The organism is Variovorax sp. RCC_210 (genome assembly GCF_041355175.1).
Lineage (GTDB): Bacteria > Pseudomonadota > Gammaproteobacteria > Burkholderiales > Burkholderiaceae_C > Variovorax.
This window is the reverse complement of sequence record NZ_JBFUPJ010000008.1, coordinates 257,340-272,445: the sequence shown is the minus strand read 5'-3', so window position 1 is coordinate 272,445 and position 15,106 is coordinate 257,340. Positions and strand designations below refer to the sequence as shown.

General features: G+C 69.7%; 12 protein-coding genes and 1 tRNA gene. 1 reads left to right on the top strand and 12 read right to left on the bottom strand.

Translation table 11 applies throughout. The annotated features are described in order from the left end of the window. Positions 1-34 precede the first annotated feature (34 nt). The 4 genes from phnE to AB6807_RS22760 form a co-directional block, all read right to left on the bottom strand. Positions 35-853, bottom strand: a complete 819-nt coding sequence (phnE, locus tag AB6807_RS22775) for a phosphonate ABC transporter, permease protein PhnE (RefSeq protein ID WP_371086331.1) — start codon at positions 851-853, stop codon at positions 35-37. Next, positions 850-1,692: a PhnE/PtxC family ABC transporter permease gene (locus AB6807_RS22770; protein WP_371086330.1), complete on the bottom strand. Its 843-nt coding sequence runs from the start codon at positions 1,690-1,692 to the stop codon at positions 850-852. The genes phnE and AB6807_RS22770 overlap by 4 nt, the downstream gene beginning before the upstream one ends. Then, positions 1,689-2,507, bottom strand: a complete 819-nt coding sequence (locus AB6807_RS22765) for a phosphonate ABC transporter ATP-binding protein (RefSeq protein ID WP_371086329.1) — start codon at positions 2,505-2,507, stop codon at positions 1,689-1,691. Before AB6807_RS22765 ends, AB6807_RS22770 begins: the two co-directional genes overlap by 4 nt. Positions 2,508-2,661: 154 nt before the next feature. Continuing rightward, entirely contained in the window at positions 2,662-3,519 is an 858-nt protein-coding gene (locus AB6807_RS22760; protein ID WP_371086328.1) for a putative selenate ABC transporter substrate-binding protein, read from the bottom strand. A 74-nt stretch (positions 3,520-3,593) separates the two neighbouring features. Between AB6807_RS22760 and selD the strand changes: the two genes are divergently transcribed. Beyond that, a complete protein-coding gene (gene selD / locus AB6807_RS22755) occupies positions 3,594-4,661 on the top strand; it encodes a selenide, water dikinase SelD (RefSeq protein ID WP_371086327.1) in 1,068 nt (355 codons plus the stop codon). A gap of 141 nt (positions 4,662-4,802) precedes the next feature. Here the strand turns inward: selD and AB6807_RS22750 are convergent. From AB6807_RS22750 to AB6807_RS22715, 8 genes are all read right to left on the bottom strand, one after another. Next, positions 4,803-4,895: transfer RNA gene (locus AB6807_RS22750), tRNA-Sec, on the bottom strand. A 17-nt stretch (positions 4,896-4,912) separates the two neighbouring features. Then, positions 4,913-6,820 (bottom strand): selenocysteine-specific translation elongation factor, encoded by a 1,908-nt coding sequence (gene selB, locus AB6807_RS22745; protein WP_371086326.1) that lies wholly within the window; start codon positions 6,818-6,820, stop codon positions 4,913-4,915. A gap of 292 nt (positions 6,821-7,112) precedes the next feature. Then, a complete protein-coding gene (selA, locus tag AB6807_RS22740; RefSeq protein ID WP_371086325.1) occupies positions 7,113-8,561 on the bottom strand; it encodes an L-seryl-tRNA(Sec) selenium transferase in 1,449 nt (482 codons plus the stop codon). After that, positions 8,561-9,616 carry a formate dehydrogenase accessory protein FdhE gene (fdhE, locus tag AB6807_RS22735; RefSeq protein WP_371086324.1) on the bottom strand — a complete coding sequence of 352 codons (1,056 nt, stop codon included), beginning with the start codon at positions 9,614-9,616 and terminating at the stop codon, positions 8,561-8,563. The genes selA and fdhE overlap by 1 nt, the downstream gene beginning before the upstream one ends. A 24-nt stretch (positions 9,617-9,640) precedes the next feature. Beyond that, a complete protein-coding gene (locus AB6807_RS22730) occupies positions 9,641-10,264 on the bottom strand; it encodes a formate dehydrogenase subunit gamma (RefSeq protein ID WP_371086323.1) in 624 nt (207 codons plus the stop codon). A gap of 10 nt (positions 10,265-10,274) precedes the next feature. Next, entirely contained in the window at positions 10,275-11,291 is a 1,017-nt protein-coding gene (gene fdxH, locus AB6807_RS22725; RefSeq protein ID WP_371086322.1) for a formate dehydrogenase subunit beta, read from the bottom strand. Positions 11,292-11,477: 186 nt separating this feature from the next. After that, positions 11,478-14,555: a formate dehydrogenase-N subunit alpha gene (gene fdnG, locus AB6807_RS22720; RefSeq protein ID WP_371086321.1), complete on the bottom strand. Its 3,078-nt coding sequence runs from the start codon at positions 14,553-14,555 to the stop codon at positions 11,478-11,480. A 100-nt stretch (positions 14,556-14,655) separates the two neighbouring features. Next, positions 14,656-14,997 (bottom strand): hypothetical protein, encoded by a 342-nt coding sequence (locus AB6807_RS22715; RefSeq protein WP_116910899.1) that lies wholly within the window; start codon positions 14,995-14,997, stop codon positions 14,656-14,658. Positions 14,998-15,106 lie beyond the last annotated feature (109 nt).

The window sequence follows — 15,106 nt, the reverse complement described above, 5'->3', positions numbered from 1 at the left end:
GTTCGGGCTCATGGGGGCATTGTGTGCCTGCCGGTCAGGCATACGCGGGCCCGAGGCCGCGGCGCAAGCGAGCGCTCGCCAGGTCGACGAAGGTGACGAGTACGAACATGGCGATCAGCACGCTCATGGCCTGCTGCTGCTGGAAGATCGACAGGTGGAAGTACAGCAGCTGCCCCAGCCCGCCGCCACCCACGAAGCCCAGCACGGCGGCCATGCGGATGTTCATCTCCCAGCGGTACAGGGTGTAGGCCACCCACTGCGGCAGCACGATGGGCAGGCTGGCGTAGCTGAAGGCGGCGACCGGGCCGGCGCCCGACAGGGTCAGCGCATGCTCGGGCTCGCGCGGCGCGTTCTCCAGCGCCTCGGCGAACAGGCGGCCCAGCACGCCGGTGGTGTGCAGCGCCAAGGCCAGCGCGCCGGCGAACGGGCCGATGCCCGCGGCCAGCACCATCAGCGCGGCCCATACGAGCTCGGGCACGCTGCGCAAGAAGTTGAGAACAAAGCGCGCGCCATGGCGCAGCACGCCGCCCGGCCCACCCCCTCGCCCCGAAGCCGGCAGTGCCAGCGCCGCGCCCGCGAGGGCGGCCAGTACCGTGCCCAGCGCCGAGACAGCCAGCGTCTGCAGCGCGCCGTGGCCGACCTTGGCGAGGAACTCCGGCGACGTGTCCGGCGGAAAGAACTCGGCGATGAACTTGCCCATGAGCCGCAGCGACTCGGCCGAGCCCAGCGCCCGGTAGTCGATGCCCAGGTAAACAAAGCTCGCGACCACGGCCGCGCCGATCAAGAGCAGCGCGATGCGGCAGCGCCAGCAGGGCGGCGGAGAACTCGGTAGGGAGGGCGGGAACGTGCTCATGCGAGCAGCCTTCGCAACGCGTTGCTCAGCACGTCGGCCAGCAGCACCAGCGCCAGGAACACCAGCAGGATGCTGCTGGCCTCGCCGCCGTTGAGCATCTTCATCGACTGGTCCATCAACTGACCCAGCCCGCCCGCGCCCACGAAGCCCATCACCACCGACGCGCGCACGGCGCATTCCCAGCGGTACACGGTGTACGAGGCCAGCTCCTGCGCGGTGTTCGGCAGCAGCCCGTAGCACAACGCTGCGAGCCGGCCGCTGCCGCCTTCGAGCAGGGCGCGCGCGGGGCGGGTGTCGGTCGACTCGAGGATCTCGGCATACACCTTGCCGAGCATGCCGCCGTAGGTGATGGCCAGTGCCAGCACGCCCGACGCCGGACCGAGCCCGAGCGCGCGCACGAACAGCAGCGCCCACACGATCTCCGGAATGGCGCGTAGCACCATCAGCACCCAGCGCGCGGCCTGGCGCACCACTCCGGCCTGCACGCGACCCGGCCCCGGGCCGATGCGCGAGATCGACAGCGCGCGCGTGGTCACGAAGCCGAGCGGCGCGCCGATCAGCAGCGCCAGCGCGGTGCCGGCCGTGGCCATGGCGAGTGTCTCCAGCGTGGCCTTGAAGAGCAGGGCCAGGAAGTCGGGCGCGGCGGCCGGCGGAAAAAAGCCCGCCAGGAAGCCACCGATGACAGCGAGGTTGCCGCCTTCGAACAGCGCCCACGGCTTGAATTCGGACAGCGCCAGCATCGGCCACGCAATGACCAGCGCGGCGAGCCATGCGGCCAGCCGGCGTGCCACGGCCGGATCGCGCGGTGTGGCGGCGGTGACGGCGGCGGCGGCGTTCATGCGCAATCGGGCCGCTGGAAGGCCGCTTCGGTCGCGGTGCCCGGTGGCGCCGGCCGCTGCTGCGTTGCGAGGCCGCCTTCGCTCGCATACAGCGCGTCGAGCATGGCGGGCGTGACCTGCGCGGCCGGCAGGTCGAACATCACCTGCCCGTTGCGCATGCCGACGATGCGCGGGAACCAGCGCAGCGCCAGGTCGACCGCATGCAGCGACGCCACCAGCGTGGCGCCGGTCGCTTCGCTTTGCGCCACGAGCTGCGCGATGGCGGCGTCGGCCAGCGTGGGGTCGAGCGCGGACACCGGCTCGTCGGCCAGCAGCAGCGCGGGGCGCTGGTACAGCGCGCGCGCGATGCCGACACGCTGCAGTTGGCCGCCCGAAAGGCGGTCGCAGCGATCGAACAGGCGGTCTTCCATCGACAGGCGCGACAGGGCCTCGTGCGCGCCGGCGATGTCCGACGGATGAAAGAGCGAGCCGAGCGCGCGCAGCGTCGACCATTCGCCGAGCCGCCCTGCGAGCACCGCGGTGACCACGCGCAGGCGCGGCGCGATGGGCGGCGACTGGTGCACGGTGCCGATGCGGGCGCGCAGTTGCTTCAGCGCGGCGGCGTTGAGTTGCCAGGGCTTCACGCCCAGTGCTTGAATTTCTCCTTCGGTGGGGCGCAGCGCGGCGCCGAGCACGCGCAGCAGCGTGGTCTTGCCGGCGCCTGAAGGGCCGATGACGGCGATGCGTTCGCCTGCAGTGGCGGACAGGGTCACGTCGGACAGCGCGCGGTGGCCGTTGGGGTGGACCATGCCGAGGGCTTGCAGGGAGAAGCTCACGTCGCGCGATGTCCCGAGGCTGCTCCGTCACCCCAGCCCGCTTCCGCGAGTGGGAGAAGGAGAGGGCGCCCATGCAAACAGCCAAGCCCTGTCTTGCCCCCTCTCCCGCCTGCGGGAGAGGGTTGGGGTGAGGGTCCCCCCGCCTTCCACGGAATCACTTGATCAACCCAGCCGACTTTCCCGCCGTCTCGATCCCGTCGTAGTTCGACGACTTCGTCGGAATGAACTTGCTCGCGCGTTGCAGCGCCATGATCTCCTTGTGCGCCGGGTTCGCCGGGTCGAGCTTGAGGAACGCGTCGGTCAGCTTCTTCTGCAGCGCCGGGTCCATGCCGGGGCGCACCGTCCAGTTGTAGTCGTAGTAGGTCGGCGTGGTCGCCAGCACGCGCACCTTGGCGGCGTTGGGGTTCTTGGACTCCACCAGCTTGTCCCACACCGAGGCGTTGAGCACGCCGGCTTCGGCGCGCGACGCGGCCACGAAGGCCACCGTGGCGTCGTGCGCGCCCGAGAAGGCGACGGTCTTGAAGTCTTTCTCGGGGTTGATGCCCGCCTGCAGCAGGAAGTAGCGCGGCATCAGGCTGCCCGAGGTGGACGAGGGCGCGCCGAAGGCAAAGGTCTTTCCCTTCAGGTCGGCCAGGGTCTTGGCGGGGCTGTCGATGGGCACGATGAACTTGCTGGTGAACACCTCGTCTTCCGCGCGCTGCACGATGGGCACCGCGCCGCCGTTGGTGCGGATGCGCGCCTGCACGTAGGTGAAGCCGCCCAGCCAGGCCAGGTCGATCTTGTTGGTGGCCAGGCCCTCGACCACGGCGGCGTAGTCGGTCACGGGCGTGAACTGCACGTCCATGCCGGTCTCCTTCTTCAGGTAGTCGCCCAGCGGCGTGAACTTGCGCTGCAGCTCGGTGGGCGCCTCGTCGGGAATGGCCGACACGCGCAGCACGCCCTGGGCCAGGGCGCCGAGGCTCGCGACGGAAAGGGCCAGCGCGATCGCTGCATGGGTGAGAGTCTTCTTCATGGATATGCCTCCGGCACGTGGGGGATGGGAAAGGACGGGGTGGTCAAAAAGAGGGGCGCTTCGATAATCGGCCGATGAACCCAACGCTCATGAACCCGCTCGCGCCGTTGCGCCTCACGAGTTTCTCGCATGGCGGCGGCTGCGGCTGCAAGATCGCGCCGGGCGTGCTCTCGCAGATACTGAAAAACCACGCGGGCGGCATGATTCCGCCCGAGCTCATGGTGGGCATCGAGACCGCCGACGACGCGGCCGTGTACAGGCTCAACGACCAGCAGGCGCTGGTCGCGACCACCGATTTCTTCATGCCCATCGTGGACGACCCGTACGAGTTCGGCCGCATCGCCGCGACCAACGCGATCAGCGACGTGTACGCGATGGGCGGCCGGCCGATCATGGCGCTGGCGCTGGTGGCCATGCCGATCAACCAGCTTCCGGTGGAGGTCATCGCCGAGATCGTGCGCGGCGGACAGGACGTGTGCCGCGCGGCCGGCATCCCCATTGCGGGCGGCCACACCATCGATTCGGTGGAGCCCATCTACGGCCTCGTCGCGCTGGGGCTGGTGCACCCCGAGCGCGTGCGGCGCAACGCCGACGCCAGGGCCGGCGACGTGCTGGTGCTGGGCAAGCCGCTGGGCGTGGGCGTGCTGTCCGCGGCGCTGAAGAAGGAGCAGCTGTCGGAGACGGGATACCGCCAGCTCATCGACAACACGACGCGCCTGAACACGCCGGGCATCGCGTTGTCCGCGCTCGATGGCGTGCATGCGCTGACCGACGTGACCGGCTTCGGGCTGGCCGGGCACACGCTGGAACTGGCGCGCGGTGCCAGGCTCACCGCCGTCGTCGAATGGTCGAAGGTGCCCTTGCTCGACAACGTGGTGGCGATGGCCGCGGCGGGTTTCGTCACCGGTGCGTCGGGGCGCAACTGGGCGGGCTACGGCGCCGACGTCGCGCTGGCTGCCGGGTTGCCCGCCACTGCGCGGGATTTGCTGAGCGATCCGCAGACCTCGGGCGGGTTGCTGGTGAGCTGCGCACCCGAGGCGGTCGATGCGGTGTTGAAGATCTTCCGCGACGAAGGGTTCGCGAAGGCTGCGGTGATCGGGCGTGTAGAGGCTGGCGAGCCGGCGCTGCGCGTGGTTCCGTAGCGCTTCGTGTTTCTCCCTCCCCCTCTCGGGGAGGGCAGGGGTGGGGGCATGCGGCGGTCGATGAAGCACCGCGGCAGAACCAGCGCCGCTTGCCCCCATCCCAGCCTTCCCCCAAAGGGGGAAGGAGCAAGACAAATACGGCGGAAGAGCGAAGGAGTCGAACCTTCCCGGCGACGACTGGCGCCACCCACCGGGTTTGAAGCCCGGCCGCCCCACCAGGGACGATCCCCTCCCATGACTGCGTTCGTCGTTCACGGCGTCGCCCCGAACAACGAGGTGTCGGGCCGCAGCAGGTGCGTGTCCTTCACGCGCCTGGTCAGCCCCACACGGTCGAAAAACTCCAGCAGCTGGATCGCGCGCTTGCGCCCCAGCCCCGTCGCGTCGCGAAAGCTCGCGGCCTGCAAGCCTTCGGGCCCCGCGAGCGCATCGCGCGCGATGGCCGCGAGCCGCTCGACGGTGGCCAGCGGATAGTACAAGTCCTTCACCACCTGAAAAGCCTCGCCCCGGCGCGCGAGGCCGGCCAGCGTCTGCCGCACCATCTGCTCGCTCGCCGCGCAGTCCTTCGCCAGGTCACGCACCCACGGCGGATCGAAGCCGCCGTCGGCCAGCCTGGGCAACAGCTTCTGCGCGAGCTTCTGCTCGGCCTCGTTCAGGCGCGCCGCATGGTCCGGCAGGTGCAGCCACGTGCCGCTGCGCACCAGCGCGCCGCGCGCGAGCAGCGTGTCGATCGCATGGCGCCACAGCGCATCGCCGGTGCGCGGCGCGGCCAGGCGTTTCAGGCGTCGCGCGTCGGGGCCGACCTCGTCGGGCGACCCGCGGTGGAAGTCGGCGAGCCGATCGACGACCTGCGCTTGCAGCGCGTCCAGGTGCGTTTGCGCGATGGCCGTGTCGGCGATGCGCACCGCGTCGTCGGGCCACTGCAGCGCCGCTTCGTTCGCCAGCGACAGCGCACGCGCCAGCCGCTCGGCGTCGATGCCCAGCGGTGCGCTGTGCAGCAGCGCGGCCACGCGCGCGGCACCGTCGTCGACGGCCCATGCCGCCAAGGTTCGCAGCCGCTCGGGCGTGCGCCGATAGCGCACCGGCGCGAACGGGTCGAGCACGCGCACGCCGGCCACCGTGCGCGTGGCCGACGCGTCGCGCAGCACGCCCCGGTCGCCGTGCCATGCGCCCACTGCTTCGCGCAGCACCAGTTGCGCCGGCGCGGTCTCGCCGGGCGCGAGCGCGTCGCGGTCGAGCAGCGCGACCGAGGCCATCACGTCGCTCGCGCCCAGGTGCGCATGCACCGCGGTGCCCGAGCGAAGCGGCCTGGCCTCGCCGGGCCACAGCGTGAGCAGCACGTCGATGCGGTCGCTCGACAGCGCGACCTCGCGTGCGCAGACCCAGTCGCCGCGGTGCATCTCGTCTTTCGCGACGCCGGCCAGCGCGAGCGCGCAGCGTTGCCCCGCGTGCGCGGCTTCGGCCTGCTGGTTCTGCGCATGGATGCCGCGCACGCGCACCGTGCGCTCGCCGGGCACCACGCGCAACTCGTCGCCGATGCGCGCGCTGCCGCTGAAGACCGTGCCGGTGACGACGGTGCCCACGCCCGAGAGCGTGAAGCTGCGGTCGACCGCCAGCCGGAATGCGAGCGCGTCTTCGTGCGTGCGCTCGCCGCGCGCCACGTCGAGCAGCCGCTCGCGCAGCGCCTCGATGCCTTCGCCCATCGTGGCCGACACCGCGAGCATCGGCGTCTGCGACAGGGCCGTGGGTGCGAGCAGGGCCGCGACGTCGGCACGCACCTCGGCAAGCCTCCGGTCGCGAAGGCCGGCGTCGATGCGGTCGATCTTGGTGATGGCGACGGTGGCTTCGCGCACACCGAGCAGCGAAACCACCGCCAGGTGCTCGCGCGTCTGCGGCATCACGCCGTCGTCGGCAGCGACCACCAGCAGGGCGTGGTCGATGCCCGTGGCGCCCGCCAGCATGGTGTGCAGCAGGCGCTCGTGGCCGGGCACGTCGACGAAGCCGAGCGACACGCCGTCGGGCGCGTGCAGGTAGGCGTAGCCCAGTTCGATGGAAATGCCGCGGCGTTTTTCCTCGGGCAGGCGATCGGTGTCCACGCCGGTGAGCGCGCGCACGAGCGTGGTCTTGCCGTGGTCGATGTGGCCTGCGGTGCCGATGATCATGGCGCGCGGTTTTGCTCCTTCCCCCTTTGGGGGAAGGCTGGGATGGGGGTAGGCCTTCGATGAGGCGTCGGGCTTTTTCGGAGACCGTCGTGCCCCCACCCCGGCCCTCCCCCAGCGGGGGAGGGAGGAAGGCGGGGAAGGGCCACGCTCACGGTCCGGTCTTGCTCCTTCCCCCTTTGGGGGAAGGCTGGGATGGGGGCAGGCCTTCGATGAGGCGCCGCGCTTTTTCGGAGGCCGTCGTGCCCCCACCCCGGCCCTCCCCCAGCGGGGGAGGGAGGAACGCGGGGGCCGTTCATGACAACCGCTCCTTCAACAGCGGCAACTGCGCCACGAACGGCCCGCTGTCTTCCAGGCATCGCAAATCGAGCAGCAACCTGTCTTCCGCGATGCGCCCGATCACCGGCAGCGGCAGGCCGCGCAGCGCCGTGGCGAGCGCGTCGAGCGCAGTGCCCACGCCCTTCTTCGACGCGCCAGCCGGCGCAAGGGCCAGGCCCGCCGAAGGCAGCCTTTCCACCGGCAGCGAGCCCGAACCGATCTGCCCCAGCAGCGGCACGACCTGCACCGTGAAGCGCGGCGACACGGCCGCCTGCACCGCGGGCAGCAGCGCCTCGGCCATCTCGTGGATCGCCTCGGCGGGCCGCGTCAGCAGCCGCAGCGTGGGCAAGTCCTGCGCGAGCCGCTCTGGCCGCAGGTACAGCGACAGCGTGGCCTCCAGCGCGGCCAGCGGCAGCTTGCTCATGCGCAGCGCGCGCTTCATCGGGAACTTGCGGATGCGGCCCACCGCCTCCCTGCTACCGACGATGAGTCCGGCCTGCGGACCGCCCAGCAGCTTGTCGCCCGAAAAGGTGACCACGTCGCAACCGGCCGCGAGCATCTCCTGCGGCAGCGGCTCGCGCGGCAGGCCGTAGTGCGCCAGGTCGACCAGCGAGCCGCTGCCCAGGTCGGTGGCCAGCGGCACGCCGCGCGCGTGCGCGATGCCCGCGAGCGTGGCTTCGTCGACCGCGGCGGTGAAACCCTGCACGGCGTAATTGCTGGTGTGCACCTTCATCACCAGCGCGGTGTTCGCGTTGATGGCGCGCTCGTAGTCCTGCGGGTGCGTGCGGTTGGTGGTGCCGACCTCGACCATGCGCGCGCCGGCGCTGGCCATCACGTCGGGCATGCGGAAGGCGCCGCCGATCTCGACCAGCTCGCCGCGCGAGACGATCACCTCGCGCTCGCGCGCCAGCGCCGCGATGGTCAGCAGCACGGCGGCGGCGTTGTTGTTGACCACCGTGGCCGCCTCGGCGCCGGTGATGGTGCACAGCAGCTCTTCCACCAGCGAATCGCGGTCGCCGCGGCTGCCGGTGGCCAGGTCGTACTCGAGGTTGTTCGGCGACGTCATCACCGCCAGCAGCCGCTGCAGCGCGGCATCGGCCAGCAGGGCGCGGCCCAGGTTGGTGTGGATGACGGTGCCGGTCAGGTTCAGCACCGCGCGCATGCGCGGCGCGAGGCGGGCCTGCACGCGTGCGGCCAGTGCGTTGCCCAGCGCTTCGTGCTGCACCGCGGCCGCCTCCAGCGTGCCTGCCAGCGCCTGCGCGCGCAGCGCGTCGAGCAGGGCGCGCGCCTCTTTCACCACCAGCGTGTGGCCATGCGCGCCCAGCAAGGCCGCCGGGCCGGCGAGGCGCAGCAGTTGATCGACAGAAGGCAGATCCTGGGGCCTTGCCGTCGAGCCGTGGACCACGGACTCTTTCGGCGTGCCCATCAGCCGCCCCCGCCGTCGTTGATGGCGTTGCTTTCGTCTTCCGCAGCTTCCACGGCTTCAGGGGCGCCGAACAGCAGCATCAGGTTGTGCCCGCTGCGCTGGTGGCCGGCGTCGGACACCAGCAGGTCCAGCGTGACGCTGGCCAGGTCGTCGGCCACGGGCTCGACCTCGGGGTCTTTTTCCATGGCGACCTGCTTGAGGTAGTGGCCGCAGCTGTCGCAACACTCGGCCTTCACCGCGCCTTCGCGCGCGCCGGTGGCGGGCAGCTCGACGCCGGGCTGCGGCGACAGCGATTCGAAATGAATGCCCTTGGTGCTCTCGCAGTGCGTGCACTTGATGCGCACGTAGTGCCACTCGGTGCTGCACAGCGAGCAGTGCAGGTACCTGAAGCCCGCCTCGTCGGCGCCGATGCGCGTGATGCTCACGGTCGGCACGCAGCCGCAGCAGGGGCACTCGGTGCCGGGGTCGGTGCGCCCGAAGATGTTCTCTCCCTCGCGTTCGGCCACCTGCAGCACCAGCTGCGCCCAGTAGGCCTGCAGCCCGGCGGCGATGAGCGGCGCCGCGGCCAGGTCGAGGCCGAGCATGAGGCGGCGCGACAGCTTGTCGGCCTGTTGCTCGATCCACGCGTCGTCGGCCGCCATCACGCGCTCCAGCGTGTCGCGCGCCGGGCCTTCGGGCAGGCGCGCGCGGAACAGCGCCAGCAGGCGGCGCAGTTCCGTGAGCCACACCGCGTCGCGCGTCCAGCCGAAAGCGGGCATCGGCGGCTTCAGCAAGGTGGCGGCGGCTTCGAGCGCTTCATGCGCAGGCAGCGCGACCGCCGCGTAGTCCTGCAGCACCTGGTGCTGCGCGTGCGCCAGGTCGGCGATGAAGATGAGGTACTCGCGCATTGGGTGCGAGGCCGCGAGCTGGCGCAGGCGCAGCTGCCGGTCGAAGAACACGAGCGAGCGAACCGGCAAGCGCAGGAACGGCATTTGCCGTCCGGCCTGCATCGCGATCTGCTCGGGATCGAGCACGCGCGTGGTCCGAAGCGGTGAGGAGCCGGGGGGGCTGTTCATTGGGTCACTCTACAGCGATCCGCGCTATTCACCACGCGTCATCTTCCGGTGCCACAGCGGGTGGTTCAGCTTGGCCCAGCCTTCGGTGACGGTGCCGCGCGTCATCGCGCGCATCGTGCCCTTGACCCAGATGGCCGCGTAGATGTGCGTGATGACCGACAGGATCAGCACCACCGCCGAGACCGAATGCACCACCACCGCGATGCGCCGCACGAGGATGGGAAAGAAGCCCACGAACCACGGGCTCCAGAACATGAAGCCCGTCGCGAAAAGCAGCAGCAGGCTCACGCCGAAGGCCCAGAACACCAGCTTCTGCCCGGCGTTGTACTTGCCCACCGGCGGCATGCCCGACTTGTCGCCCTTGAGCATGCGCGGCGCGTTGGCGATCCACTCGCCGTCGACCTTGTCGAACACGTTCTCGCGCCACATCGTGAAGAACAGGAACACGAAGCCGAACACCATCAGGAGGCCCATGAACGGGTGCAGGATGCGCGTCCACGGCCCGCCGCCGAACAGCGTGCTCAGGAAGAACAGCGCGGGGTGGAAGAAGGCCAGCCCCGAGAGCGCGGCCGCGAAGAACATGATGGCGACGAACCAGTGGTTCATGCGCGTGGCGTCGCGGTAGCGGCGAAGGTAGTAGCGGGTCATCGCGTTCTCCTCATGCACGGGGCAGTGGGGGCGGCGGCGCTGTCACGGGCGTCGCGGGCGTCGTGGCCCAAGGGGGCGGGGGCTCCCCCGGGCGCACCGGCGGCGGTGCCTCGATCACCATCACGTCGTCGGGCCGGCCGTCGCGGTCGGCGTCGGGGTGGTCTTCCTTCGGCTCGATGGGGCCGGCCTTCATGTAGTGGAAGAAGCTGCCGACCACCGCGCCGATCATCGCGACCATGGCCAGCGGCTTGGCCACGCCCTTCCACAGCGACACCAGCGGGCTGATGCGCGGGTCCTTGGGCAGGCCGGCGTACAGGCCCGGGCGGTCGGCGTGCTGCAGCACGTACATCACGTGGGTGCCGCCCACGCCGGCCGGGTCGTACACGCCGGCGTTGGCGAAGCCGCGGTCCTTCAGGTCGACGATGCGCTCCGAGGCGTACTCGTGCATGTCTTCCTTGGTGCCGAAGTGCAGCGCGCCGGTCGGGCAGGCCTTGACGCAGGCCGGCTCCAGGCCCACGCCCACGCGGTCGGAGCACAGCGAGCACTTGTAGGCCTTGTTGTCGGCCTTGCTGATGCGCGGCACGTCGAAGGGGCAGCCGGTGACGCAGTTGCCGCAGCCCACGCAATGCTCGCTGATGAAGTCGACGATGCCGTTGGCGTACTTGACGATGGCACCCGGCGAGGGGCACGACTTCAGGCAGCCGGGGTCGTCGCAGTGCATGCAGCCGTCCTTGCGGATGAGCCACTCGAGCTTGCCGGCCTCGGGCTCGACCTCGGAGAACTTCATCACCGTCCATGACGAAGGCGTGAGGTCGACCGGGTTGTCGTAGGTGCCGTGGTTGGTGCCGACCTCGTCGCGCAGGTCGTTCCATTGCATGCACGCGACCTGGCAGGCCTTGCAGCCGATGCAGGTGGACACGTCGATGAGCTTGGCCACTTCCTGCACCTGCGGCCGGTGGCGGATGTCGGGCGAGGGCGTGGTGGTGGCCGAGCGGGCGGCGATGTCGAGGGTCTGGAGGGAGGACATCAGCGGCTCCGGTCTTCGTGTTGTCCCCTCTCCCGTTGCGGGGAGAGGGCTAGGGTGAGGGCTGCGGCCTCGCAGGCGCCTCGGGTCGAACCATGGCCGCCGGCCCTCACCCCCGCCCTCTCCCGCACGCGGGAGAGGGAGCAAGTCAGGGTGATGCCATGTGTGAACTGAGGGCTGTGCTTCATCTCACGCCTTCTCGATATTCACGGTGAACGACTTGTACTCCGGCGTCTGCGTGTTCGCATCCCCCACGAACGGCGTGAGCGTGTTCACCAGGTACCCCGGCTTCGCGATGCCCACGAAGCCCCAGTGGTTGGGCAGCCCCACGGTGTGCACCGTGCGCCCGTCCACCTGCAGCCCGACGATGCGCTTGGTCACCACCGCCACCGCCTTGATGTGGCCGCGCTTGCTCCACACCTTGACCATGTCGCCGTGCGCGATGCCCTTGTCCTTCGCGAGCTCCTCGCCGATCTCCACGAACTGCTGCGGCTGGATGATGGCCGAGGTGCGCACGTTCTTCGTCCAGTAGTGGAAGTGCTCGGTCAGCCGGTAGCTGGTGGCCACGTACGGAAAGTCCGCCGGCACGCCCAGCCGCTCGAGGTCGCCCTTGAAGATGCGCGCCGCCGGGTTGGCGCGCGCCACCGCGTTGTTCGGGTGCATCAGGTTGTTCACCAGCGGCGACTCGAAGGGCTCGTAGTGCTCCGGCAGCGGCCCTTCGGCCATGCCCGTGGGCGCGAAGAGCCGCGCCACGCCCTCGGCCGTCATGATGAAGGGGCGTACCGCGTCGGCCTCCATCGGGTTGGCGTCGGGGCGGATGTCGGGAATGTCCGAGCCGGTCCACTGCTTGCCGTCCCACGCGATCAGCTTGCGCCTGGCGATCCAGGGCTTGCCCGTGGTCGGGTCGGTGGAGGCGCCGTTGTACAGGATGCGCCGGTTCGCCGGCCAGGCCCACGCCCAGTTCAGCGCCTGGCCGATGCCGTACGGGTCGGCGTTGTCCCGGCGCGCCATCTGGTTGCCGGCCTGCGTCCACGCGCCGCTGTAGATCCAGCAGCCGCTGGCGGTGCTGCCGTCGTCGCGCAGCAGGCCGAAGCCCGAGAGCTGCTCGCCGGCTTTCGCGGTCGGCGGCTTGCTCGGGTCTTTGGCGTCGAGCAGGTCGGTGAGCGCGCGGCCGTTGTATTCCATCGCCAGTTCCTGCGCGGAAGGCGAGTCGGGAATCTTGTAGGGCCAGGTCAGCTTGACGATCGGGTCGGGGTACGCGCCGCCGTCCTTGATGTAGGCCTGGCGCATGCGGTTGAACAGGCTCGCCACGATCTCGATGTCGCCCTTGGCCTCGCCGGGCGGCTCCGCGCCCTTCCAGTGCCACTGCAGCCAGCGGCTGGAGTTGGTGAGCGAGCCGTCTTCTTCCGCGAAGCAGGTCGACGGCAGGCGGAACACCGTGGTCTGGATGTCGGCCGTCTTCACGTCGTTGAACTCGCCGAAGTTGCGCCAGAACTCGCTGGTCTCGGTCACCAGCGGGTCGATGGTGACCAGGAACTTGAGCTTGGAGAGCCCGTCGACGATCTTCTTCTTGTCCGGGAACGAACCCACCGGGTTGAAGCCCTGGCAGATGTAGCCGTTGAGCTTGCCCAGGTTCATCAGCTCGAAGGCCTGCAGCACGTCGTAGAGCTTGTCGATCTTGGGCAGGTAGTGAAAGCCCCACTCGTTCTGCGCGGTGGCCGCGTCGCCCCACCACGACTTCTGCATGCTGACGAAGAACTTCGGGTAGTTCTGCCAGTAGCTCATCTGGTTGGGGCGCAGCGGCTTCAGGGCGCGGGTCTTGTAGTAGTCCTCCAGCGTCTGCTCGCTGTCACGCGCCAGCGACATGTAGCCCGGCAGCGAGTTCGACAGCAGCCCCAGGTCGGTCAGCCCCTGGATGTTGCTGTGCCCGCGCAGCGCGTTCATGCCGCCGCCGGCCACGCCGATGTTGCCCAGCAGCAGCTGCACGATGGCGCCGGTGCGGATCATCTGCGAGCCCTGGCTGTGCTGCGTCCAGCCCAGCGCGTACATGATGGTCATGGTGCGCGTGGACGTGCTGGTGCTCGCGATGTACTCGCACACCTTCAGGAACTTGTCCTGCGGCGTGCCCGTGATGCGGCTCACCATCTCGGGCGTGTAGCGCGCGTAGTGGCGCTTCATGACCTGCAGCACGCACTGCGGGTCCTGCATGGTCATGTCGACCTTCGCCATGCCGGCGTCGTCGAGCGCGTAGTTCCACGACTTGGGGTCGTAGTTGCGCTTCTCGGCGTTGTAGCCGCTGAAGATGCCGTCCTCGAACTTGTAGTCGGGCCCCACGATGAACGGCGCGTTGGTGTAGTTGCGCACGTACTCGGTCTGGATCTTCTCGTTGCTCAGCAGATAGTTGATGACCCCCGCGAGAAACGCGATGTCCGAGCCCGCGCGCACCGGCGCGTAGTAGTCGGCCATGGCGGCCGAGCGCGTGAAGCGCGGGTCGACCACCACCAGGCGCGCCTTGTTCTGCTTCTTGGCCTCGATCACCCACTTGAAGCCGCAGGGGTGCGCCTCCGCCGCGTTGCCGCCCATGATCAGCACGACGTCCGCGTTCTGGATGTCCTGCCAGTGGTTGGTCATTGCGCCTCTGCCGAACGTCGGGGCCAGACTGGCCACCGTGGGTCCGTGTCAGACGCGTGCCTGGTTGTCGAACACCAGCATTCCGGTCGAGCGGAATGCCTTGTGGGTGATGTAGCCCGTTTCGTTGGAGGAGGCCGACGCGCACAGCATGCCGGAGCTGGTCCAGCGGTTGACGGTCTTGCCGTCGGCGTTGGTGGTCTGGAAGTTGGCGTCGCGGTCGGCCTTGAGCAGCCTGGCGATGCGGTCGAGCGCGTCGTCCCAGCCGATGCGCTTCCACTCCATGCTGCCGGCCTCGCGCACTTCGGGGTACTTCAGGCGGTTGGGGCTGTGCACGAAGTCGAGCAGGCCCGCGCCCTTGGGGCACAGCGTGCCGCGGTTGACGGGGTGGTCGGCGTCGCCCTCGATGTGCAGGATGTCGGACACCACGTTCTTCGCCTTGTCGCCCAGGCTGTACATGATGAGCCCGCAGCCCACCGAGCAGTAGGGGCAGGTGTTGCGCGTCTCGGTGGTGCGCGCGAGCTTGAAGTTGCGGGCCTCGGCCAGCGCGGCGGTCGGCGAGAAGCCGAGCGCCACGATGCTGGAGCCGACCAGCCCCGCGCTGCTGACGCGGAAGAATTGCCGGCGGTTCATGTCCATGACCTGACCTCCTGCATCGCTGAAGTGGGGTGTTTCATCGGGAGCTTCTTCTTTGCGTGGGGAAACTGGGGCTGGGTTCTCTTGTTCTCTTGGTGTGCAGCTACTTCGGCGCCGTGCCGTCGCCGCCGCTCGGCGCGGGCGCCGCACCGCCTGCCGCGCCGCCCCCGTTCGGCCCGCTCATGCCGCCGACGGCCGCGCCGCCTTCGGAAGGGCCCTTGTGGGCGGTGGATTCGTCGACCTTGTCGCCGGAGTCGGCGGGCTTGATGCCGCTCGGGCTGGCGCCGGACTGGCCCGCGGAGGCTTCGGGCGCCTTCGCCGTGGGGCTGGAAGTGGAAGTGGCCGTCGCAGTTGGCTTGGGGTCGCAGGCGCTCAGCAGGAGGCCCAGGGCCAGGCACGCTGCAAGGCAGGGGCCCAGGGTTGGCAGGCGCTGACTTCTCGGCATCGACACTCCTTCGGGGAAAGGATGGCCAGGCAGTGGAATGTTGTTCTGTTCACCCGCTGCGCCGGCAAGACGAGGCCCCGTGGGTGCCGCAAGGTGTTTTTTGCATCAT

Coding starts and splice junctions, on each gene's coding strand:
- phnE (WP_371086331.1), bottom strand. CDS start 853: ATGAGCACGTTCCCGCCCTCCCTACCGAGTTCTCCGCCGCCCTGCTGG.
- AB6807_RS22770 (WP_371086330.1), bottom strand. CDS start 1,692: ATGAACGCCGCCGCCGCCGTCACCGCCGCCACACCGCGCGATCCGGCC.
- AB6807_RS22760 (WP_371086328.1), bottom strand. CDS start 3,519: ATGAAGAAGACTCTCACCCATGCAGCGATCGCGCTGGCCCTTTCCGTC.
- selD (WP_371086327.1), top strand. CDS start 3,594: ATGAACCCAACGCTCATGAACCCGCTCGCGCCGTTGCGCCTCACGAGT.
- selB (WP_371086326.1), bottom strand. CDS start 6,820: ATGATCATCGGCACCGCAGGCCACATCGACCACGGCAAGACCACGCTC.
- selA (WP_371086325.1), bottom strand. CDS start 8,561: ATGGGCACGCCGAAAGAGTCCGTGGTCCACGGCTCGACGGCAAGGCCC.
- fdhE (WP_371086324.1), bottom strand. CDS start 9,616: ATGAACAGCCCCCCCGGCTCCTCACCGCTTCGGACCACGCGCGTGCTC.
- AB6807_RS22730 (WP_371086323.1), bottom strand. CDS start 10,264: ATGACCCGCTACTACCTTCGCCGCTACCGCGACGCCACGCGCATGAAC.
- fdxH (WP_371086322.1), bottom strand. CDS start 11,291: ATGTCCTCCCTCCAGACCCTCGACATCGCCGCCCGCTCGGCCACCACC.
- AB6807_RS22715 (WP_116910899.1), bottom strand. CDS start 14,997: ATGCCGAGAAGTCAGCGCCTGCCAACCCTGGGCCCCTGCCTTGCAGCG.